A 20,463-nucleotide genomic window follows, 5' to 3' on the forward strand; every position below is an offset into this window, starting at 1 on the left:
GAAGAAAATGCCGTTTTAAGCCTGGCTTAAGCGTTCTGAAAGCGCCGCTGAATGCGCAGTGAAAGGCTGGCGAAGATTGCGTGCAGGATCAGCGCGGACCAAGGTCAAGATTGGCGAACAGGTCGGCCAGCGTGGGCACCGAACGCGCGGGCCAGATCGCGCTGAGGTCGAAGCTGGGCAGACGCTGGCCGTCGCGTACTTCGCAGAAACGCACGCCGCCAAAATTCATCGTCCGGATCCAGCTGGGCAAGAGCGCCACCCCGCATCCGCCCGCCACGCAAGACAGGACGGTCAGCGTCCGGTTGGCTTCCTGCGCCACCTGGACATCGTGCCCGCCCTTGCGCATTGCGTCCAGGATGCCCGCGTAGAACGCCGGCAATTGCGCCTGCGGATACATCACCAGGCCCGCTTGCGCGATTTGCGCCATCGACACCTGCCCGTCTTCCGCCACGACGAACTCGTCCGGAACCGCGGCCACCAGACGGTCGCGCAGCAACTGCCTTTCACGCATGCGCCCACCCACGGCGACGGGCGTGTGCATCAGCCCGATATCGATCTCGCCGGTTTGCAGCGCCTCGGCCTGTTCGGCGTTGCTCATCTCTCGCAAGATCACGCGCACGCCCGGCGCTTGCCGCCGCATTTCGCGCAGCGCGCGCGGCAAGGTGTCGAACAAGGCCGATGACACCAGGCCCACCGTCAACTGCCCGGCACTGCCCCGCCCGATCTCGCGCGCCCGCTGCGCCGCCGCGTCGATACGCGCCACGCTGGTCCGCACGTCTTCCAGGATGGCCAGGGCAGCGGGCGTGGGCGCGGCGCCTTGGCGCGAGCGCTCGAAGAGACGCACGCCCAGATCCTTTTCCATGCGGCCCAGCGCCTGGCTCAACGCGGGCTGCGCGATTCCCAGCCATTCCGACGCCCGGCTGACGCTGCCATGGTCCACGACCGCCAGGAAGTAACGCAAGTGTCGCGTTTCCATATCGTTCCAATATATAAAAAGCGCTTTTCTACAATAGAAAACTATACCCCGACTTCTTAGAATCCCGGCTTATAGAACAGCGCGGGCCACGCCCGTGCACAAAACAGGAGACCGCATTGCCCCCCCTCGCGACCGGCGCCGCCGTCGACACCCACGCGCACGTATTCCAGCAAGGGCTGGCGCTGGCCGACACGCGCCGCCACACCCCTGACTACGACGCCACGCTGGCGGATTACCTGGCGTTGCTGGACACGCACGGGCTGCGTCACGGCGTGCTGGTGCAACCCAGCTTCCTGGGCACCGACAACCGCTACCTGCTTGAGGCCCTGCGCGCCGCGCCTGACCGCCTGCGCGGCGTGGTGGTGGTGGCACCCGGCATCGCCGACGCCGAATTGCAGGCCCTGGCCGATGCCGGCGTCGTGGGCATGCGGCTGAACCTGATCGGGCTGCCCGTGCCCGACCTTGCCGCCTCCGGCTGGCAGACACTGCTTGCCCGCGTGAACGCGCTGGGCTGGCATGTGGAAGTCCATCTGCAGGCGGCTCGGCTGCCGGATGTGCTGCCCGCGCTGCTCGCCGCCGGCTGCCGCGTGGTCGTGGACCATTTCGGCCGCCCGGACCCGGCGCTGGGTGTGGCCGACCCCGGTTTCCAATACCTGCTGCAACAGGCCGACAGCGGCCGCGTGTGGGTCAAGCTGTCCGCCCCCTACCGCAACTGGCCGGCGGCGGACTGCGCCGCCTCTGGTCGGCAGGCCGCAGGCCAGCTGCTAACCGCCTATTCCGCTGATCGCCTGATGTGGGGCAGCGACTGGCCCCACACCGAACATCGGCACCTGGCGTCCTATCCTGCGGCGACGCAATGGCTGGACGCCTGGATCGACGATCCGACGCAACGGCGCGCCGTCCTTTCCGGCACGCCGTTGCAGCTATTCCAATTCCAAGGAGACAACCCATGACCCCTCTGATCAAACGCGTGGCGCGCCGCGGCGCCCTGCTGATGGCCGCCGCCCTGTTGGGCAGCGCCGCGGGCGCAGCGTCCGCCGCGTACCCCGAACGCGCCGTCACACTCGTCGTGACCTATCCGCCAGGCGGCACCGTTGACGTGGTGGCTCGCTTGATCGGGCCCAAGCTGGCCGCCGAACTCGGTCAACCCGTCGTGATTGAAAACCGGGGTGGCGCCGGCGGCATGATTGGCGGCGCGGTCGTGGCCAAGGCGCAGCCTGACGGCTACACCTTGATGCTGGATGCCTCCAACCACGCGCAGAACCCCGCCCTGCATTCCAAAATGCAGTTCGACACGCTGACCGCGTTTGCGCCCGTCTCCCTGCTGCTGCGCGTGCCGAACGTGCTGGTCGTCACGCCGTCGTATGAAGTCAAGACGGTGGCCGACCTGATCAAGCTGGGTCAGCCCGGCGCCAAGGACGCGGTGTATTTCGCGTCGGCCGGCCCCGGTTCGGCGCAGCATCTGGCTGGCGAACTGTTCAACCTGCTGGCCAAGACGCAGTTGCAGCATGTGGCCTACAAGGGCGGTGGCCCTGCCATGATCGACGTCATGTCCGGCCAGGTGCCGGTCATGTTCGCCAGCATGGGTTCGGCCTGGCAGCACGTGAAGAACGGCAAGCTGCGCGCCGTGGCCGTCGGCGGCCTGGAACGCTCCAAGACCGCCCCCGACCTGCCGACCATCGCCGAATCGGGCGTACCGGGCTACGAGACGTATGAATGGAACGCGGTGTTCGCGCCCGCCGGCACGCCGCCCGCCATCGTGGACCGGGTATCGCAAGCGCTGGCCAAGGTGCTGAAGGACCCCGCGATTGCCGAGCAGCTGGCCGGCATTGGTGCGGAACCCATTGGCTCGACGCCTGCCGAACTGGACACATTCCGCCGCGCCGAAATCGCCAAATGGCAACGGGTGGTGAAGGAAGCCGGCCTGAAGCTGGATTGAGTATGAGTACTGCCGAGCCGCCAGGCCCGGTTGCCGGATAGCCGGACTTGCGGCGCTCGAAAGGGCGCCGCTTTTTTTTGCCGGGCGCGGCCACGGCGGCGCGGCTATCATCATGGCTTGAAGCAGATTTACGCAGGGACAGGCAAGATGGACAAGATTCGACTCGACAAGTGGCTTTGGGCCGCCCGCTTCTACAAGACGCGCAGCCTGGCGGTGCAAGAGATCGGCCGAGGCCGCGTATCCGTGAACGACCAGCCCGCCAAACCGTCGCGCGAAGTCGCCCCCGGCGACCTGATCACCATCCGCAAAGAGGATCCGGCGCTGCATGTGCGCGTCGTCGCGGTGAGCGGCGTGCGTGGCCCGGCACCGACGGCCCGCCTGTTGTACGACGAAACCCCGGAAAGTATCGCGGCCCGCACGCGCGCGGCCGAAATGCGGCGCCTGGCGCCCGAACCCGCGTTGGGCATCGAAACCGGGCGCCCAACCAAGCGCGACCGCCGGCTGATCGACCAGATGCGAGGCAAATCATGAAACGCAGCGCAACGGGCGGCCTTGTCTATTCCACCGAAAGCGGCCGCATGTGTCCCGTTTGCCGGCAGGCGCTTGTCCAATGCCAATGCAAGGCCGCCGCCGTGCCCGCAGGCGACGGCGTGGCGCGCGTATCGCGCGAAACCAAGGGCCGCGGCGGCAAGAGCGTGACCGTGGTGCGGGGGCTGGCGCTGGATCCAGAGGCCTTGGGCGTGCTGGGCAAACAGTTGCGCACCGCGTGCGGATCGGGCGGCACGGTGAAGGACGGGGTGATCGAAGTGCAGGGAGACCACTGCGACCGGATCATCGAGACATTGACGAAAAACGGCCATCGCGCCAAGCGCGCTGGCGGCTGAACCTGAAGAGAAGAACATGAACGATGTCGCCATGGATCGCGTTGCCAGCTGGCACGCCCACGTGTATTTCGACGCCGCCGGCCGTGACGCCGCGCAAGCCCTGCGCGAACGTGTGATCGCACAGTTCGAGGGCAAGATGGAGATGGGGCGCTTCCATGAGCGCCCCGTGGGTCCGCATCCGCAATGGAGCTACCAGATCGCGTTCGCCCCGGCGCATTTCGCCGAGATCACGACCTGGCTGACCCTGAACCACGGCGTGCTGGACGTCTTCATGCACCCGAACACCGGCGATTCGCTGCGGGACCATCGCGACTGCGCCGTGTGGATCGGACGCAGCTACACCCTGAACCTGAAGGCACTGGGCGCCTGAACGCTTACAGTGCCCGGCCCACGATCAGCGAATCCAGCGCCATGCCGGCGTCGCCGCTTTTGCCTTCGTACGGCAGGCGGCTCAGCATATAGCGCATCGCATTAAGCCGCGCTCGCTTCTTGCAGTCGGATTTCACCACGATCCACGGCGCGTCCGCCGTGTCGGTGTGCGCGAACATCGCTTCCTTGGCACGCGTGTAATCGTCCCACTTGTCCAGCGAAGCCAGGTCCACGGGGCTCAGCTTCCATTGCTTGAGCGGATGCACCTTGCGCTGGAGGAAGCGGCGGCGCTGTTCTTCCTGGCTGACCGAAAACCAGAACTTGACCAGATGGATGCCGCTGCTGACCAGATGGCGTTCAAAATCAGGCACCTGGCGCAGGAAATCCAGGTATTCCTGCTGCGAACAAAAGCCCATCACGCGTTCCACGCCGGCGCGGTTATACCAGGACCGATCGAACATCACGATCTCGCCAGCCGTGGGCAGGTGCTGCACATAACGCTGGAAGTACCACTGGCCTTTTTCCGTGTCCGACGGCTTTTCCAGTGCGACCACGCGTGCGCCGCGCGGATTCAAGTGTTCCATCATGCGTTTGATGGTGCCGCCCTTGCCCGCCGCGTCACGTCCTTCAAACAGGATCACGACGCGCTGGCCGGTCGCCTTGACCCAGGCCTGCAGCTTCAGCAGTTCGACCTGCAACTGGTATTTCTGCTTTTCGTAATTGCGACGCAGCATGCGATGGCGGTACGGATAGATGCCTTCGCGCCAATCAATCGCGAGTTCTTCGTCGGGGTTGCGGCGGCCGGCCGGTCCCTGCGTCGTGGCGTCCAGCAGCGCGCGATGCACGGCGCGAGCGTCGTCCGGCGACAGTTCTTCGATCACCGAACGCAGGGCTTCGTGCGCCTGCGCGTCAGGGCCAACCGTGTAGCGACGCGCGATATCGGACAGTACCGATACGGTTTCCTGGCGGGCGGCGTCTTCACGGGCGGCCACGCGCTTGCGGGCCTGCACCACCGGTTCGATGGGCGGAACGGCAGCCGCCCGCCGCGTCTTCGTGCCCGTACTCGTTCCCGTACTCGTGCCCCCGCGAGTGCTGGCGGTGCGTTTGGCGGCAGTCCCCGCGCGCTTGGCTGGCGCGGCGGGAACGGCTGGTTCGGCTTGCGGTGTCTTGTCTGTCATGAATCCTGTCCTTGCTGCGCTTATCGCCTGGCCCACGCCCGCCGGTCACACACCGCGGCCCATCAGGCAAAGGCGAAACCCTAACTCGCGCGGCGTGGCGTGGATTTGACGAGAATCAAACGTTGTAACATCTTTTACAGAACCCGCCGCCTATACCCGGTCCAGCCCCTGCTTGAGATCGGCCAGGATGTCGTCCGGCGTTTCCAACCCTACGGACAGGCGCAAGAGCCCTTCGGACAGGCCGTACTTCTCGCGGTCCTCCGCGGAGTAACTGGCGTGCGTCATGGATGCGGGATGCTGGATCAGCGTTTCCGGGTCGCCCAGGCTGACCGCGATGCGCGCCAGCTTCAAGCCGTTCAACAACTGCCGCCCCGCGGCCAATCCGCCCTTCAACTCAAACGCCACCAAGCCCCCACCCAGCGCTTGCTGGCGCCGCGCGATGTCCTCGCCAGGGGTGCCTTCCAGGCCCGGATAGAACACGTCCGCCACGGCCCGGTGTTCGCGCAACAGCTTGGCCACCTTCAAGGCGGATTCACTGTGACGCTGCACCCGCAACTCCAGCGTCTTCAGGCCGCGCAGCACCAGGAAGGCGGTGAACGGCGACAACGTCGCCCCCGTGAAGTAACGCAAGCCCTGCAACCGGATGGCGTCGATATGCGCCTTGCTGCCCACCACCGCCCCGGCCAGCAGGTCACCGTGGCCGCCAAGGTACTTGGTGGCGGAATGCAGCACGATGTCGGCGCCATGCGCCAAGGGGCGTTGCAGTACCGGGGTGGCAAAAGTGTTGTCCACGATGGTCAACACGCCCTTGCCGCGCGCGATGGCGGACACGGCGGCGATGTCGACCAGCCGCAGGTTCGGGTTGGCTGGCGTTTCGAAATACACGGCGCGCGTATTGGGGCCGATCGCGGCGGCGACGCTTTCGGGCCGCGTGAAGTCGGCGAAGACGGCGTGGATGCCAAAGCGGCTCAGCCCTTGCGAAAACAAGGTGAACGCGGTGCCGTAGACGATCTGGTCCACGACGATCTCGTCGCCGCTTTGCAGCAGCGAAAACAAGGTAGCCGAAATGGCGGCCATGCCGGAGGCCGTCACAACGGCAGCCTCGGCCCCCTCCAACGACGCCAACCGCTCTTCCAGCAGCGCTTGCGTGGGATTGCGCGTGCGGCCATAGACATAGCCCTGCTTTTCGCCCAGGCGGATCTGGTCGAAGGCTTCGATGCTGTCCTGGGTATAAGTGGACGTCAGGTACAACGGTGGCGACAGCGCGCCCTGCTCCTCCAGCGGGTCATAACCCAGGTGGATGGCGCGGGTGGCGAAACCTTGCTGAGTGGTGTCGGACATTACTGAACTCCTGTCATCGAATATTGCAAAGGCCTTGCGCCCTTGCCAGAAAACTGCGCTACATTCAAAACCATGTCCCCAATTTCTGGTGCGCCATGACTCCCCAGGAAACGCCTCTGCACACCCCGCGCGCACGGCCTGCATGGCTGCGTATTGCGTTGATCGCCGGCGCGGCGGTGCTTGCCTCGGCCGTGGTGATCGGCCTGCGCAACGCCGGCGAACACGAGCAGGAACAGGTGGCCGCCGCCGAAATCCGCAAAGTCGCGGACACGTTGAGCCTGATGGTCGGCAACCCGGAAGGCGGCCCCGAGGCCGTGCCCGCCATCGACCCGACGCCCAAGGCCACCGGTTTCTACGGCGAACTGGAACGCGTCATCAAGACCGTGGCCGGCGAACGGGTGGCGCAGCACAAGGCCTATCTTCAGGATCTGCACGACATCGGCATGCCCCGGCTGCTGGATGCGCACCGGCTGGCGCGCGACACCGGCCTGGTGGAAAGCCGGATGATTCTTGAGCAGGCCGAGCATCTGGTGCCGAAGTACCAGCAGCAAAGCATGCAGGTGCTGAAGAACATGCCCGCCCTGATCCGTTCGCTGGCGATCCGCGAACCGGAAAAACAGAAGATGCTGACGCGCCTGAACGCGACGCTGGCCCAGCGCAGCGCCAACCTGGAGCAGGTCTGGTCGCTGGAAGCCCGCATCCTGCGGGAGTTCGGTCAGATGATCACGTTGCTGGACGACAACCGCCAGCACTGGTACGCGGACCATGATGAACTGCTGTTCGACCGCAACGACGACCTGAACCGCTTTCACGAGCACATGGCGGCGATCGGCAAGCTGTCCGCCGAGCAGGAAAAATTGGGCAGGCAGCAATTGGCAAGCCTTCTCTCGGCGCTGCCCTGACCCGGTTTGTCCGCTTGTCCGCATCGCCGCCCCAGCCCTACCGCTTGTGGTCGGCGCGGCGCGAGAGCCATTCGCCGGTGAACTGCACGATCGACACCAGCGCGATCAAGATCACGATCACCTCGAACATCACGCGGGTTTCATAGCGTTCGTAGCCGTAGCGGATCGCCAGGTCGCCCAGCCCCCCTGCGCCGACCGCGCCCGCCATGGCCGACGCATTGATCATGGCGATGACGCTGACCGTCATGCCGCCAATGATGCCGGGCAAGGCTTCGGGCAGCAGCACGTGCCGCACAATATGCCAGCGCCGGCAGCCCATGGCGCGCGCCGCCTCCACCAGCCCGTGGTCCACGTCATTCAGGCTGACCTGCGCGATGCGGGCAAAGAACGGCACCAGGTTGGCCGACAGCGGCACGATGGCCGCCCACGTGCCCAACGTGGTGCCAACCAGGAAACGCGTGAACGGCAGCATGGCCACCAGCAGGATGATGAAGGGGATGGCGCGGAACGTGTTCACCGTGATCGACAGCGCCTTGTTCAAGCGCGGCTTGGGGTACAGGTTGCCGGGCGCGGTCACCGTCAGCACGACCGCCAGCGCCAGCCCCGACACGATCGCGATCACGGCCGACACGCTGACCATCGCAAGGGTCTGCAGGAACGCCTGCAGGTATTTATCAAGCATCGGCAGCGACATAACCCAGCACCTTGATTTGATCGGCCACCAGCGCGGCGCGCGCGGCCTCTTCCTGTAATGCGCCGGCGGGCACCGACACCAGCAGACTGCCCTGCGCATGGCCGCGCAGCCGGTCCAGCCCGCCATGCAGCAGCGTCGCGCCGGGCCCCATCGCCGCCAGGGCCTGCAACGACACGCCATCGGGCCGCCCATGGCCAGTGAAACGCAGCCGCAGCACGGCAACGCCGTCGCGGCCATGCAGGTCGGGCACCAGCCTGGCGGCCAGATCGGCAGGCAACTCATGCTGCAACGGACGCAGCAAAGCGCGCGTCGCATCCGCCTGCGGATTGCCGAACACGCGCCAGACCTCGCCCAGTTCGACCTTGCGGCCGCCGTCCAGCACCAGCACCTGATGGCAGACTTCGCGGATCACCGCCATGTCGTGCGTGATCAGCACGACCGTCAGCCCCAACTTGCGGTTGATGTCCTGCAGCAGCGACAAGATCGATTGCGTGGTCTCCGGGTCCAGCGCAGACGTGGCTTCGTCACACAGCAGGATTTCCGGTTGATGCACCAGTGCGCGCGCGATACCCACGCGCTGCTTCTGGCCGCCCGACAGTTTGGACGGATAGACGTCCGCCTTGTCGCGCAATCCCACCATGTCCAGCAGCGCCTCGACCCGCCCACGCGCGGCGGCGGGCGCAACGCCTGCCACGCGCAGCGGCAGCGCGACGTTCTCGGCCACGGTCTTGGCGGAAAGCAGATTGAAGTGCTGGAAGATCATGCCAATGCGGCGGCGCAGGCCCACCAGCGCATGCTCGTCCAGCTGGCCCACATCCACGCCGTCCACCAGCACGCGGCCGGCGGAGGGCCGTTCCAGCATGTTGATGGAACGCAGCAACGTGGATTTTCCCGCCCCGCTGCGCCCGATGATGCCGAAGACCTCGCCGCGCGCAACCTGGAACGACACATCGGACAGCGCCGCCACCGTGCCCTGCGCGCTTTGATACCGCTTTTGCAGCCCCTCGAAGACGATATGGGCGTCAGGCCCTGGCCCCTGGCCGGCAGCCGCCACGGCGGAACCCGGCTTGGAAAATTCGTGCTGCATCTTAGAAAACCGGGATCACGGAGCCTTCGTACTTGCTCAGGATGAACTGGCGGACTTCTTCCGAGTGGTAGGCCTTGATCAATTCGGGCACCCATGGCGCGTTCTTGTCTTTTTCACGCACGGCAATGATGTTCACGTAGGGATTGTTTTCCTTCTTCTCCACCGCGATGCCGTCACGCGTGGCGATCAAACCGGCCTGGTAGGCGAAGCTGTTGACGATGGCGGCGGCGTCCACGTCCGGCAACGAACGCGCCAGCACCACGGACGCGCTCTCGACGAAATTCAGCTTCTTCGGATTGGCGGTCACGTCGGCCAGCGTCGCGGTGCCAGTCGCCGGGTCGAAGCCGTCTTTCAGCGTGATCAAGCCATGGTCGCGCAATATCACCAGCGCGCGGGTCTGGTTGCTGGGGTCGTTCGGAATGCCGACGCGCGCGCCGTCCGGCAGATCCTTCAACGACTTGTATTGCTTGGAATAGAACGCGATGGGCGAGATCAGCGTGTTCGCCACCGGCACCAGCTTGTAGCCGCGCTGCTTGATCTGGTCGTTCAGAAAAGGGATGTGCTGGAAGGCATTCGCTTCCAGGTCGCCGTTGTTCAACGCTTCGTTGGGGCTGGCGGTGCCCGTGATGACCACGGGTTCGACGGCCAGGCCGTTCTTCTTGGCCACCTGCGTAACCACTTCCCAGATCTGCTCGTCGACACCGCCACGCACGCCCACTTTCAGCGGCTTGGGATCAGCGGAAAACGCCGGGCCATGGAACATCGCGGCAGAGGCCAGCACGGCGCCCAGCAGCGCCTTGAGGACGAGGCGCGTCCGCCTGACGGGCGCGGTCCGGCCCTGCGCGGCGCGCGCACCTTGAAAACGGGTAGTCATGATGGAATCGCCTCTAAGTCAATGCAGTTATGAGAGAGACGATTCTAGGGACGGCCCCGGCGGCCACGAACGAATACTTCGTTGAGTCCTTATTACGGGGATCTTTGGATATGGCCGGTCGGCATAAGCCGGCCGCGCCGGATCAGAACGGTTTGACGACGACCAGCGTCACGATGACCGCGCACGCGATGACGGTGAACGGGGCGTAGAGATCCACCGCGGGGGGCCGCTTCGGGCTGCCATTGGCCATACGGCGCAACGCGGCGCTTTGAATGCCCAGCAAGGCGGACAAGGCCAACGCGATGCCGACCTTGACCCAGATCCAGTGCATGGCGAACCAGCCGAAGGTCATTGCCAGATGCAGGCCGATCAACCACGAGACGACCATTGCCGGGGTGGTCACCCACAGCGTCCAGCGGCGCAGCGCGCCCAGCATCTTGCGTTCTTTCGGCGCGTCGTCGCCGTCTTGCGGCTGTGACGACAGCAGGAACAGCGAAACAAACAGCGAGCCGACGATCCAGGCGACAACGGCCGCCACGTGGGCCATCTTGAGAAGTTGGTATGTCATGGCCGGCATTATCGCCGCAAGCGCGCAACCTGAAGCGCCGCCCGTCGTCGCCGATTTGCGCCAGGGCAAATCGGCGTCGCGCGGTTCAGGCGCGGGCTAGTTGCCGGGCGCGGGCGGTGTGGCGGCAGGCGGCGTATCCGCCACGGCAGGCGTGGCGGCTGGCGCCACCGTGGCAGCGGCCGGTGGCGTGACCGCAGGCGTCGGCTTGGCCGCGCCGGTTTCCGTACTGCCCGGCGTCGGCGGCGATGCCGCGCGGTCCGGCGCGGCCGGCAAGGCCGGCTTGTCGCCTGCTGCGGCGGGGCCGTTGGCGACGGCCGGGTTGAGCGTGTCGGCGGGAGCATCCGGCGCGACGACCGGATCCGCAGGCGGCGTGGAAGGCTTGGGCGCGTTGCCGCGACCGCGTGCCGGCGGCGCCGCATGCGGCGCGGCGGCCGCTTCGGCGTCCGGCAGGAAACGCTGCAGAAGCTGGAAGAAGCCTTCGTAGAATTTCGGCCGCGACACGGTCTGGCTGGCCGTCTTGACCAAGGAGTCGTCGCTGGATCCGAACGGCATGGACACCTGGCCCAGCACGCTCACGCCCACGCTGGCGGAACTGCTCGTGCGCTTGATCGAGTAGCGGTCCTGCACGGCGTTGGCGAACACCGTGGCGCGCTGGTTGGCGCTGCCGTCCGAGGCGCAGTCGATGTTGAAATTGATCTGGGTATGCTGGCCGTCTTCACCCTGGAAGTTCTTGTGCCCGGACACCCGCGCCGCATCGAAGCGGTCGATGTTGTAGCCCTGGCTCAGCAAGGCGCGGCGGCCCGCATCGCAGGCGGTGACGCTGGCAGTGGGGAACGTACGCGAGAATACGTCGTTCTGGGTGAAATCCTCTCGTTCGTAGGCCGGCTTAGGGGCGGTACATCCCACCAAGACGACCGAGAGGACGGCGAACAGCGGCAAAGAAACACGACGGGCAACACAGCGCATAGAAGGTCCTGCTTGGAGCAACGACAAGCATTATCGGCCAAGAATGAAAATCCTTATCAGGGACGCATTGCGCGGTGATACGTTGAAACAAATTTAGCCGCGCCTAGGCGGTTTCGGCCACCCGGATGCACCGCACCTCGTGCCCCGGGGCAATGGGCTCGATATCAGGCACCGCCGCCTGGCAGCGCGGCTGGGCCAGGCCGCAACGCGGTGCGAACGAGCAGCCTGGCGGCAAAGCAGCCAGATCGGGCGGCGAGCCAGGAATCGTTTCAAGCCGTTGCCCTTTTTGCATCGCGCCGTGCGCCCTGCCCTTCAGCAGCGCCAGCGTGTACGGATGGCGCGGAGCGCGCAGCAGATCGGCCATGGCGCCCTGCTCGACGATCCGGCCGCCATACATGACGGCGACGCGGTCGGCGATTTCGGCCGCGGCTCCGATGTCATGCGTCACGAACACGATGGACAGACCCAGCTCGCGCTGCAGTTCGCGCAACAGCAGCAGGATCTGAATCTGAACGGTAGCGTCCAGCGCGGTGGTGGGCTCGTCGGCCAGCAGCACTTTGGGATCACAGGACAAGGCCAGCGCGATCATGGCGCGCTGACGCATGCCGCCGGACATCTCGTGCGGAAAGGCCTGCAGGCGGCGCTCGGGGCTGGGAATGCGCACCCGTTCAAACAGCGCCAAGGCATGCGCGCGCGCCTGTGCCGCCGTCTTGCCGGTATGCCGGCGCACCATCTCTTCGATTTGACGGCCGACGGTATAGACCGGGTCCAACGCCAGCAGCGGTTCCTGGAACACCATCGACACCACCGGCCCCCGCATGGCGGCCAATTCGCGAGCGCTCATCGCCAGCACGTCGCGCCCGTCCACGTGCATCTGGCCGCGCATGCGCGTGCGCCGCGGCGGATGCAAGCGCATCAATGCGCGCAGCGTCACGCTTTTGCCCGAGCCCGATTCGCCGATCAGCGCCACGGTTTCTCCGCGCCCCACATCCAGGCTCACGCCGTTCAGCGCCTGCACGGTCTTCGCGCCGGCCTGGAAAGCGACTTCCAGATTACGGATGCTGACCAGGGGTTGCGGGGCGGATGTCATGTCGGCGCTCCTGAGGCGGCATAGCCGGAATCGGGTTGATGGATGAGGCAGCGCACGGCATGGCCGTCTCCGTGCCGCGTCATGGCGGGCGCCTGTTGCGCGCAGATCGCGCGGGCCTGGGCGCATCGCGTATGGAAGCGGCAGCCCGAAGGCGGATCGATGGGATTGGGCGGATCGCCCGACAGCGGCGCCGATTCCGTCCGCTGCCCCGGCTCCATGGACGGCATCGACCGCAGCAAGGCTTGCGTGTAGGGATGGCGCGGCGCGTCGAACACCTGGGCGACGGGCCCCAGTTCGACGACTTCACCCAGATACATGACCATCACCCGGTCCGAGATATAGCGCACCACGTTCAGGTCATGGCTGATGAACAGGTACGTCAGCCCGAAATCGTCCTTCAGGTCCAGCAGCAGGTTCAGCACCTGCGCTTCCACGGATTTATCCAACGCCGATACCGCTTCGTCCAGGATGACCAGCCGCGGATGCAACGCCAGCGCGCGCGCGATATTTACGCGCTGGCGCTGGCCGCCGGATAACTCATGCGGGTAGCGCCCGGCGAAGCGCTGCGGGTCCAGGCCCACGCGGCCCAGCAAACCGCGCGCCACCGCGATGGCGTCGTTCCTGGCCGTGCCGTGCACCAGCGGACCGAAGGCGACGGAATCTTCGATGGTCATGCGCGGGTTCAGCGACGAATAGCTGTCCTGGAACACCATCTGCGTCTGCCGCCGGAATTCCCGCAATGCCAGCGCACGGGAGCCGACCGCGACACCGTCGAACACCAGTTCCCCGCGATCCTGGGCAATCAGCTGCATCACCAGCCGCGCCGTGGTCGATTTGCCGCATCCGGATTCGCCGACCACGCCAAGGGTTTCACCCTTTTTCACGTCGAAGTCAACGCCGTCCACCGCGCGCACGGCATTGCCGCCGCGCTTGCGCGACAACAGATCCCGCTTGAGCGGGAAGTGCTTCACCAGGCCGCGCACGCTCAACAGCGGCTGGGCCGGCCCGCCCACATCGTCGTGGGCGGCGCGAGCCGTTTCGATCAGGGCGCTCATTCCTTGACCTCCATGGCGGACCGCAGGCCGTCGGACAGCAGGTTGAAAGACATGGACGTAATGAAGATCATCACGCCGGGCAACGCTGCCACCCAGGGCTGGGTGTAGATGGCGGTGCGCAGCGTATTCAGCATCAGCCCCCATTCGGGTTCGGGCGGCCGCACGCCCAGGCCCAGGAACGACAGGCCGGACGCCAGGATCATGGACACAGAGATCAAGCTGGTCGAATACACGAAAATCGGTCCCAGCACGTTGGATAGCACGTGCGCCCGCACGATGGTGAACGGCGATGCGCCCGACGCCCGCGCGGCGTCGACATAGTCGCTGCGCCGCACCTGCGCGGTGACGCTCTCTGCCACGCGCACGACCTGCGGGATGAACACGATGGTCAGCGAGACGATCGCGTTGAAGATGCCCGCCCCCAACGTGCCCGACAGTGCAATCGCCAGCAGCACGGACGGGAACGCGTAGAACACGTCGACGACGCGCATGATGAGCGTGCTGGTCCAGCCGCCCGCGTATCCCGCCAGGATGCCGATGGCGCTACCGACGGCGAACGCCGCGATCACCGGCACGATGCCCATGAACAGCGACAAGCGCGCGCCCAGCATCAGGCGCGAAAGCATGTCGCGGCCCAGTTCGTCGGCCCCCAACGGATAGCCTTCGGTGCCGATGGGCCGCAAGCGCTTGAGCATCGACGCCTGGAAAGGGTCGGCGGGAGAGATCCAGGGCGCCAGGATCGCCATGACGATCAGCCCAAGGATGACGGCGCCGGCGGCCAGGGCCACGGGATCGCGGCGCAGGCGGCGCAACACGTTGGACCAGTAGCCGGGCGACCGGGTGACCGGCGCCGCGGCCGGCACGGCCGCCGCGCTAGCAAGGGAATGAGTCATGCGGTCAGCTCCTTTCGATACGCGGATCGAACAGGCCTTGCAGGATATCGACGGCCAGGTTCAAGACCACGAAGAACAGCGCCAGCACCAGGATCGTGCCCTGCAGCAGCGGCAAATCGCGCTGGAAGATCGCGGCGTTCAGCAGGAAGCCCGTGCCCGGCCAGGAAAAAACGGTCTCGATCAGGATGGAACCGCCCAGCAGGTAGCCCAACTGCAGGCCCATCACGGCCAGCGCCGTGGGCGCGCAATTCTTGGCGACGTGCAAGAACACGCCCAGGTCGGTCAGGCCGCGCGCGCGCAACCCCACCACGAATTCCTGCGACAGCGTCTCGGCCACCAGCGCGCGGACCGTGCGGGCGATGATGCCCATCGGAATCACCGACATGGTCACGGCCGGCAGGATCATGTGGCGGAAATGCGCCCAGTCCGCGACCCATTCGCCTGAACCGCCCGGCCCCGCGCCGGTGGGCGGCAGCCACATCAGCTGGGTCGAAAACACGATGACCAGCACCATGCCCAGCCAATAGTGGGGCACGCTGACGCCGACGACGGACACGAACGACGCCAGGCGGTCCATGAGCGAGTTGCGGTAGTAGCCGCCGACAAAGCCCAGGAACGCCCCGACCACGAAGCCCAGCATCGTCGCCAGACAGGCCAGCCGCAAGGTGTTGCCCACGGCGTTCAGCACTTCGGCGGCCACGGGGCGCCCCGTGGCGATGGAGGTGCCCAGATCGCCGTGCAACGCGCGCCACAGCCAGCCCGCGAACTGCTCGATCAGGGGCCGGTCGAAACCGTACAACTGCATCAACTGCCGCTGCAGGTCGGCGGACGCATCGGGCGGCAGGATCGACACCAACGGATCGCCGGGCGCCAGATGGATCAACAGGAAACAGAGCAGCGCGACCCCCGCCATGATGGGCAGGGCGTACACCACGCGCCGGAAGATGTAGGACAGCATAGGCGTCACCGGCTAATGCGGGAAGGCCGCCGGGGCGGCCGCCTTCCCGGCGTTCAACGTCAATCCATCGACATCGTGGCGATATCGATGAACCAGCTCTTGGGCTGCACCACGCCCTTGACCTTCGGAGACATCGCGCGCGGGCCGACGTCGTGCGCGATCCAGACGAACGGCGCTTCCTCCACCACGCGCGCATGCAGCTTTGCCAGCGCGGCGTCGCGTTCGACAGGCGTGAAGGTCGTGCGCGCATCTTTGATCAGACCGTCGATCTCGGCGTTGCCGAAGTAGCCCCAGTTGTTCGACGTGGGCGGGAAGGTCTTGGTGCTGGCGAACCGCACGATCGCGAAGAACGGATCCATGGCCGCAAAGCTGACGTTGATGGCGTCGCTGCCGTTGGCGGAAGGATCTTTCGCGCCCTTGCGCCAATTGGTGAACAGGGTGTTCCACTCCACCACGTCGAAGCTCACGTCGAAATAGCAGTCCTTCAGGTTCTGCTGCACGAACTCGTTCATGGGCAGCGGTTGCATCTGGCCCGAGCCCGACGCGGAAGTCTGCACCTTGACCTTCACCGGCTTGGCCTTGGAATAGCCCGCGTCCGTCATCAGCTTGCGCGCGGCATCCGGGTCGTACTTGATGTCGAACTTCGGGTTGCCCCACCAGGGGTGCCCCGGCGGCACGGTGCCTTTGGGCTCGGCCATCATGCCGCCCAGCAACTGCTTAAGCTCGCCCCGGTTCACGCACAGGTTGGCAGCCTGGCGCACGCGCACGTCCAACCACGGAGACCCCTCCTTGAACGACAGCTGCCACGGCCACACGTGCGGCTGCTGGTTCGAATAGATCACGAACCCCCGGGCCTTGATCGCGTCGAACGCGTCGGGCGCCGGCGCCTCGATCCAGTCGACTTGGCCGGACATCAACGCGGCGGTGCGGGAATTGGCCTCCGGCAGCGGCAGCATCACCACGCGGTCGATCTTCGGCCGGCGCTTCTCGTCCCAGTACGCGTCGTACTTGACGACTTCCAACCGTTCACGCGGCACGAACTTGGCCATCTTGAACGGGCCGGTGCCCGCCGCATCCGCCGCAAACGCAGCCCAGGCCTTCTGCGACCGTTCGGCGGCGTCCGTGACGGACGCCGGCACCGCGGCCAACTTCTTTTGCCACTGCGCGGGCGACGCCATATACAGGTTGGTCAGATTGATCGGCAGAAACGAATCCGGCTCGGACGTCTTAAGCTCCACCGTCAAGTCATCGATTTTGCGGGCCGACACCAACGTCGGCATGCGCGAGGCCGTCACGCCCACCTGGCTGGGGTCGAACTGCGGCGCGCTTTTATCCAGCACCTTGCCCACGTTCCACACCACGGCGTCCGCATTGAAATCCGATCCATCATGGAACTTCACGCCCGGCCGCAGCTTGAACACCCACTTCGTCTTGTCGGCGGCATCCACCTCCCAGGACAAGGCCAGGCCCGGAATCAACACGCTGGGCCCGTCCTGCTTCGACAGGTCCCACTGAGTCAGCCCGTCGTACATCGGAATACCGGTGAAGCGGTTGCCCTCGAACCCCTGGTCGGGCTGGCCGAGCGTGCGGGGAATGTCCCCTGCCGTCATGCCGATGCGCAACACCTTTTCGGCACGCGCCATGGCCGGCGTGAGGGCGGCGGCGCCTGCCGCCGTCAACGCCAGCGCGGCGGCCAGGGATTTGATGCGGATACTCCGTGTCTGCATTGCGGTTCTCCAGGGGTCACGTGCACAGAGTTAGTACACAGAATTTGTATAAGCAAGTTCTGTGCCATATGCAGCGCATCGGAGCGCCCCGGCCATGGCCGGGGAAATGCAGTCAGGGACGGCGCGCGGGCCCAACCCGCGGCACCACGACAGCGCAAGATGCGCCGAGGTGGTGCGGGCATGCGCGCAAGCGGATCATGCCGCGACGCCGGCTTGCGCCAGCATGGCGCGCAGCAGGACGTTGCATCCCGCTTCCAGGTGTTCGGGGCGCGCGTCCTCGATCTCGTTATGGCTGATGCCATCCTTGCATGGCACGAAGATCATGGCCGCCGGCGCCACGCGCGCCAGATACACCGCGTCGTGCCCCGCCCCGCTGACCACGTCCATGGCCGACATCGACAAGGCCTGGGCGCCTTCGCGCACCGACTGCACCAGCGCGGGCGCGAAAGGCTGCGGCGGGAAGTACACCACTTGCTCCACCTGCGCGGTCACGCCCCGCGCCGCCGCGGCTGCGTCGGCCGCCGCCCGCAACGCGGTGTCCATGGCCGACAACGTGGCGTCATCGGCCGCTCGCAGGTCCACCGTCATCCGCACGCGGCCTGGAATCACATTGCGGGAATTGGGAAACACGTCCATCCAGCCCACGGTGCCACGTGCATTGGGCGCGTGCGCAAGCGCGATCTGGTTCACGGCCAACACCAGCTCGGAGGCCGCCAGCAACGCGTCGCGACGCAACGGCATGGGCGTGGGGCCCGCGTGCGCTTCCACGCCGGTCAGCACGATGTCGTACCAGCGCTGGCCCAGGGCGGCCGTCACCACGCCGATTACGGTATCGGCGGCCTCCAGCACCGGCCCTTGTTCGATATGCGCCTCGAAGTACGCACCCACCCCGCCCGGTTGCGCCGGCGGCACCGCCGCCTTGCCGTCATACCCGATGCCGTGCAAGGCCTGCTGCACGCTGACGCCGTCACGGTCCTGCTGCGACAACGCGTGCTCCAGCGTGAAGGCGCCCGCGTACACCCCGGACCCCATCATCACCGGCACGAAGCGCGAGCCCTCTTCATTGGTCCACACCGCCAGTTCCAGCGGCGCGTCGGTCTGCAAGCCCGCATCGTTCAGCGTGCGCAGCACTTCCAGGCCGGCCAGCACCCCGTAGTTGCCGTCGAATTTTCCGCCGGTGGGCTGCGTGTCGATATGGCTGCCCGTCATGACGGCCGGCAAGCTGTTGTCGCGGCCCGGCCGGCGCGCGAAGATGTTGCCAATGGCGTCGACGCGCACTTCACAGCCGGCCTCCGTCGCCCAACGGACGAACAGGTCGCGGCCCTGCCGATCCAGGTCGGTCAGGGCCAGCCGGCAGACGCCGCCCTTTTCGGTGCCGCCGATGCGGGCCAGATCCATCAGCGACTGCCACAAGCGCGCGCCGTCCACGCGCAGGTCGGCCAAGGAGGAGGATGCGAAGGCAAGCGTCATGGAAGTTCCTGTTCCGGTAACAGCCGCGGCATGCGGCATCGATGCAAGCCATTCTTCACTGTGTACCAGCGTCCTGCAAGTGCGCCTTCGCCGCGCTCTCTTCCCATGCCAGGCTGCGCCGGTAGCGGGCGCAACCGGACGCCAGCAGCAACACGCACAGCACCGTCGCGCCGCCGATCAGCAGGGACAGCGACTGCCCTACCGCCGCCGGCTGCTTGAACAGGCGGTCGGTCAACAACGCCACGGCGGTGGTACCCAGCCCCAGGCCGATCAGGTTCGAGATCAGCAGGAACAGCGCCGAGACCTGTGCGCGGATCTGGTTGGGCGGCAGGATCTGCATGGCCGCCGTGGATGTCGGCATGGGAAAGGACGCGAAGAACATTGCCGGCAACAGCAGGCCCACCGACAGCCACAGGCTGTCCACCTGCGTGAAGGCCACCGCCGGCAACGCCATGCCCAGCGCGCCGATCACGCCCGCGCGCAGCGGCGCGTCGCCGTAGCCGCGCCGGCCCAGCCAATCCATCAGCCAGCCGCCGCAGAATACGCCCGCGGTATTGGCCACCAGCACCACGACGCCCAGCATATAGCCCGCCTCGACCGGCGACATGCCGAATTTGCGCATGTAGAACGCGGGCGTCCAACCCAGCAGCGCGAACAGCACCATGGCGTAGAACGAGAAACCCAGGTAATGACAGAAAAACGTGCCGCGATGGCGGCCCAGGAAGCGTGCGGTGTCGCGCAGCGTGGGCTTTTGCGCCTGCCCGGCCGCGTTGCGGCGCAAACCCAGCCGGTGGGGATCGCGCACGGTCAGCAGGATAAGCAGCGCCACCAGCAAGCCGGGCAGCCCAACGATGAAGAAGGTGACCTGCCACGGCCGCATGGCGCCGATCCCGGGCACCAGCACGGTGTCCACGCTTTTGAGCAGGTTGATGACGTAGCCGCCGATCAGGAAGGCCATGCCGCCGCCGATGAACGATCCGATCGAATAGATGCCCACCGCGCGCCCCAGCTTGTCGCGCGGGAACATGTCGCTAAGCATGGAATAGGTGGCGGGCGATAACGCGGCCTCGCCCACGCCCACGCCGATGCGCGCCAGGAACATCTGCGCGAAATTGCGCGACAGGCCGCAGGCAGCGGTGGCCAGGCTCCAGAACGCCACCCCGATCGCGATGATCTTCGGCCGCGAATAGCGGTCGGCCAGCAAGGCGATGGGAATGCCCATGAAGGCGTAGAACAACGAGAACGCCAAGCCGTGCAACAAGCTGAACTGGGTGTCTGACAACTGCAGATCCTGCTTGATGGGTTCGATCATCAGCGCCAGGATCTGTCTGTCGACGAAGGAAAATATGTACGCTAGCATGCATATCACGACGACGTACCACTCGTAGGCGTAGCTTCGTCTTGTCCCTTGCTGCAGGGTGGCGTCAGTCATCTTTTTCCCTTGGAGTGTGCCGGGATCGGGCTGCGTCCCGTTTGTCCATCTGTTGTAGGT

General features: G+C 66.1%; 21 protein-coding genes. 6 read left to right on the forward strand and 15 right to left on the reverse strand.

Annotation, left to right across the window (positions count from 1 at the left end; all coding sequences use genetic code 11):
- Positions 1–88: 88 nt before the first annotated feature.
- A complete protein-coding gene (locus CQ050_RS08960) occupies positions 89–976 on the reverse strand; it encodes a LysR family transcriptional regulator (protein WP_105556462.1) in 888 nt (295 codons plus the stop codon).
- 116 nt (positions 977–1,092) lie between these two features.
- Here CQ050_RS08960 and CQ050_RS08965 point away from each other — a divergent pair, with 116 nt between their 5' ends.
- From CQ050_RS08965 to CQ050_RS08985, 5 genes are all read left to right on the forward strand, one after another.
- Positions 1,093–1,929 carry an amidohydrolase gene (locus CQ050_RS08965; RefSeq protein ID WP_105556463.1) on the forward strand — a complete coding sequence of 279 codons (837 nt, stop codon included), beginning with the start codon at positions 1,093–1,095 and terminating at the stop codon, positions 1,927–1,929.
- The gene (locus CQ050_RS08970; protein WP_105556464.1) at positions 1,926–2,915 is read left to right on the forward strand and encodes a tripartite tricarboxylate transporter substrate binding protein; all 990 of its coding nucleotides are present in this window, start codon (positions 1,926–1,928) and stop codon (positions 2,913–2,915) included. The genes CQ050_RS08965 and CQ050_RS08970 overlap by 4 nt, the downstream gene beginning before the upstream one ends.
- A 147-nt stretch (positions 2,916–3,062) precedes the next feature.
- Positions 3,063–3,446, forward strand: coding sequence for an RNA-binding S4 domain-containing protein (locus tag CQ050_RS08975; RefSeq protein WP_105556465.1), 384 nt, complete (start codon positions 3,063–3,065; stop codon positions 3,444–3,446).
- Positions 3,443–3,799, forward strand: a complete 357-nt coding sequence (locus CQ050_RS08980; RefSeq protein WP_105556466.1) for a translation initiation factor Sui1 — start codon at positions 3,443–3,445, stop codon at positions 3,797–3,799. Before CQ050_RS08975 ends, CQ050_RS08980 begins: the two co-directional genes overlap by 4 nt.
- A gap of 16 nt (positions 3,800–3,815) precedes the next feature.
- Positions 3,816–4,169, forward strand: a complete 354-nt coding sequence (locus tag CQ050_RS08985; protein WP_105556467.1) for a DOPA 4,5-dioxygenase family protein — start codon at positions 3,816–3,818, stop codon at positions 4,167–4,169.
- Between the two features lie 4 nt (positions 4,170–4,173).
- On the opposite strand, the gene ppk2 is transcribed toward CQ050_RS08985, so the two are convergent.
- Together ppk2 and CQ050_RS08995 are read right to left on the reverse strand one after the other, a co-directional pair.
- The gene (gene ppk2 / locus CQ050_RS08990) at positions 4,174–5,346 is read right to left on the reverse strand and encodes a polyphosphate kinase 2 (protein ID WP_105556468.1); all 1,173 of its coding nucleotides are present in this window, start codon (positions 5,344–5,346) and stop codon (positions 4,174–4,176) included.
- A gap of 150 nt (positions 5,347–5,496) precedes the next feature.
- Positions 5,497–6,687: a PLP-dependent aspartate aminotransferase family protein gene (locus CQ050_RS08995; protein WP_105556469.1), complete on the reverse strand. Its 1,191-nt coding sequence runs from the start codon at positions 6,685–6,687 to the stop codon at positions 5,497–5,499.
- A gap of 95 nt (positions 6,688–6,782) precedes the next feature.
- Between CQ050_RS08995 and CQ050_RS09000 the strand changes: the two genes are divergently transcribed.
- Positions 6,783–7,589 (forward strand): hypothetical protein, encoded by an 807-nt coding sequence (locus tag CQ050_RS09000; protein ID WP_105556470.1) that lies wholly within the window; start codon positions 6,783–6,785, stop codon positions 7,587–7,589.
- 37 nt (positions 7,590–7,626) lie between these two features.
- Here CQ050_RS09000 and CQ050_RS09005 read toward each other — a convergent pair whose 3' ends face one another.
- From CQ050_RS09005 to CQ050_RS09060, 12 genes are all read right to left on the reverse strand, one after another.
- A complete protein-coding gene (locus CQ050_RS09005) occupies positions 7,627–8,283 on the reverse strand; it encodes a methionine ABC transporter permease (RefSeq protein WP_088588938.1) in 657 nt (218 codons plus the stop codon).
- Entirely contained in the window at positions 8,264–9,370 is a 1,107-nt protein-coding gene (locus tag CQ050_RS09010) for a methionine ABC transporter ATP-binding protein (RefSeq protein WP_105556471.1), read from the reverse strand. Before CQ050_RS09010 ends, CQ050_RS09005 begins: the two co-directional genes overlap by 20 nt.
- A 1-nt stretch (position 9,371) precedes the next feature.
- Positions 9,372–10,244: a MetQ/NlpA family ABC transporter substrate-binding protein gene (locus CQ050_RS09015; RefSeq protein WP_199196766.1), complete on the reverse strand. Its 873-nt coding sequence runs from the start codon at positions 10,242–10,244 to the stop codon at positions 9,372–9,374.
- Positions 10,245–10,386: 142 nt separating this feature from the next.
- Positions 10,387–10,812 (reverse strand): CopD family protein, encoded by a 426-nt coding sequence (locus CQ050_RS09020; RefSeq protein ID WP_233213904.1) that lies wholly within the window; start codon positions 10,810–10,812, stop codon positions 10,387–10,389.
- Between the two features lie 96 nt (positions 10,813–10,908).
- Positions 10,909–11,778 (reverse strand): DUF2242 domain-containing protein, encoded by an 870-nt coding sequence (locus CQ050_RS09025; protein ID WP_105556473.1) that lies wholly within the window; start codon positions 11,776–11,778, stop codon positions 10,909–10,911.
- Positions 11,779–11,881: 103 nt separating this feature from the next.
- Complete coding sequence (locus tag CQ050_RS09030) at positions 11,882–12,868, reverse strand: ABC transporter ATP-binding protein (RefSeq protein ID WP_105556474.1); 987 nt, start codon at positions 12,866–12,868, stop codon at positions 11,882–11,884.
- Complete coding sequence (locus CQ050_RS09035) at positions 12,865–13,923, reverse strand: ABC transporter ATP-binding protein (RefSeq protein ID WP_105556475.1); 1,059 nt, start codon at positions 13,921–13,923, stop codon at positions 12,865–12,867. The genes CQ050_RS09030 and CQ050_RS09035 overlap by 4 nt, the downstream gene beginning before the upstream one ends.
- Positions 13,920–14,816, reverse strand: a complete 897-nt coding sequence (locus CQ050_RS09040; RefSeq protein ID WP_105556476.1) for an ABC transporter permease — start codon at positions 14,814–14,816, stop codon at positions 13,920–13,922. The genes CQ050_RS09035 and CQ050_RS09040 overlap by 4 nt, the downstream gene beginning before the upstream one ends.
- Positions 14,817–14,820: 4 nt before the next feature.
- Positions 14,821–15,774, reverse strand: a complete 954-nt coding sequence (locus CQ050_RS09045; RefSeq protein WP_105556477.1) for an ABC transporter permease — start codon at positions 15,772–15,774, stop codon at positions 14,821–14,823.
- Positions 15,775–15,833: 59 nt separating this feature from the next.
- The gene (locus CQ050_RS09050; protein WP_105556478.1) at positions 15,834–17,501 is read right to left on the reverse strand and encodes an ABC transporter substrate-binding protein; all 1,668 of its coding nucleotides are present in this window, start codon (positions 17,499–17,501) and stop codon (positions 15,834–15,836) included.
- Between the two features lie 195 nt (positions 17,502–17,696).
- The gene (locus tag CQ050_RS09055; protein ID WP_105556479.1) at positions 17,697–18,971 is read right to left on the reverse strand and encodes a Zn-dependent hydrolase; all 1,275 of its coding nucleotides are present in this window, start codon (positions 18,969–18,971) and stop codon (positions 17,697–17,699) included.
- A gap of 55 nt (positions 18,972–19,026) precedes the next feature.
- Entirely contained in the window at positions 19,027–20,403 is a 1,377-nt protein-coding gene (locus tag CQ050_RS09060; protein ID WP_105556480.1) for an MFS transporter, read from the reverse strand.
- Between the last annotated feature and the right edge of the window lie 60 nt (positions 20,404–20,463).

Origin of the sequence: Achromobacter sp. MYb9, from assembly GCF_002975275.1 — a bacterium.
Classification (GTDB): domain Bacteria; phylum Pseudomonadota; class Gammaproteobacteria; order Burkholderiales; family Burkholderiaceae_B; genus Achromobacter.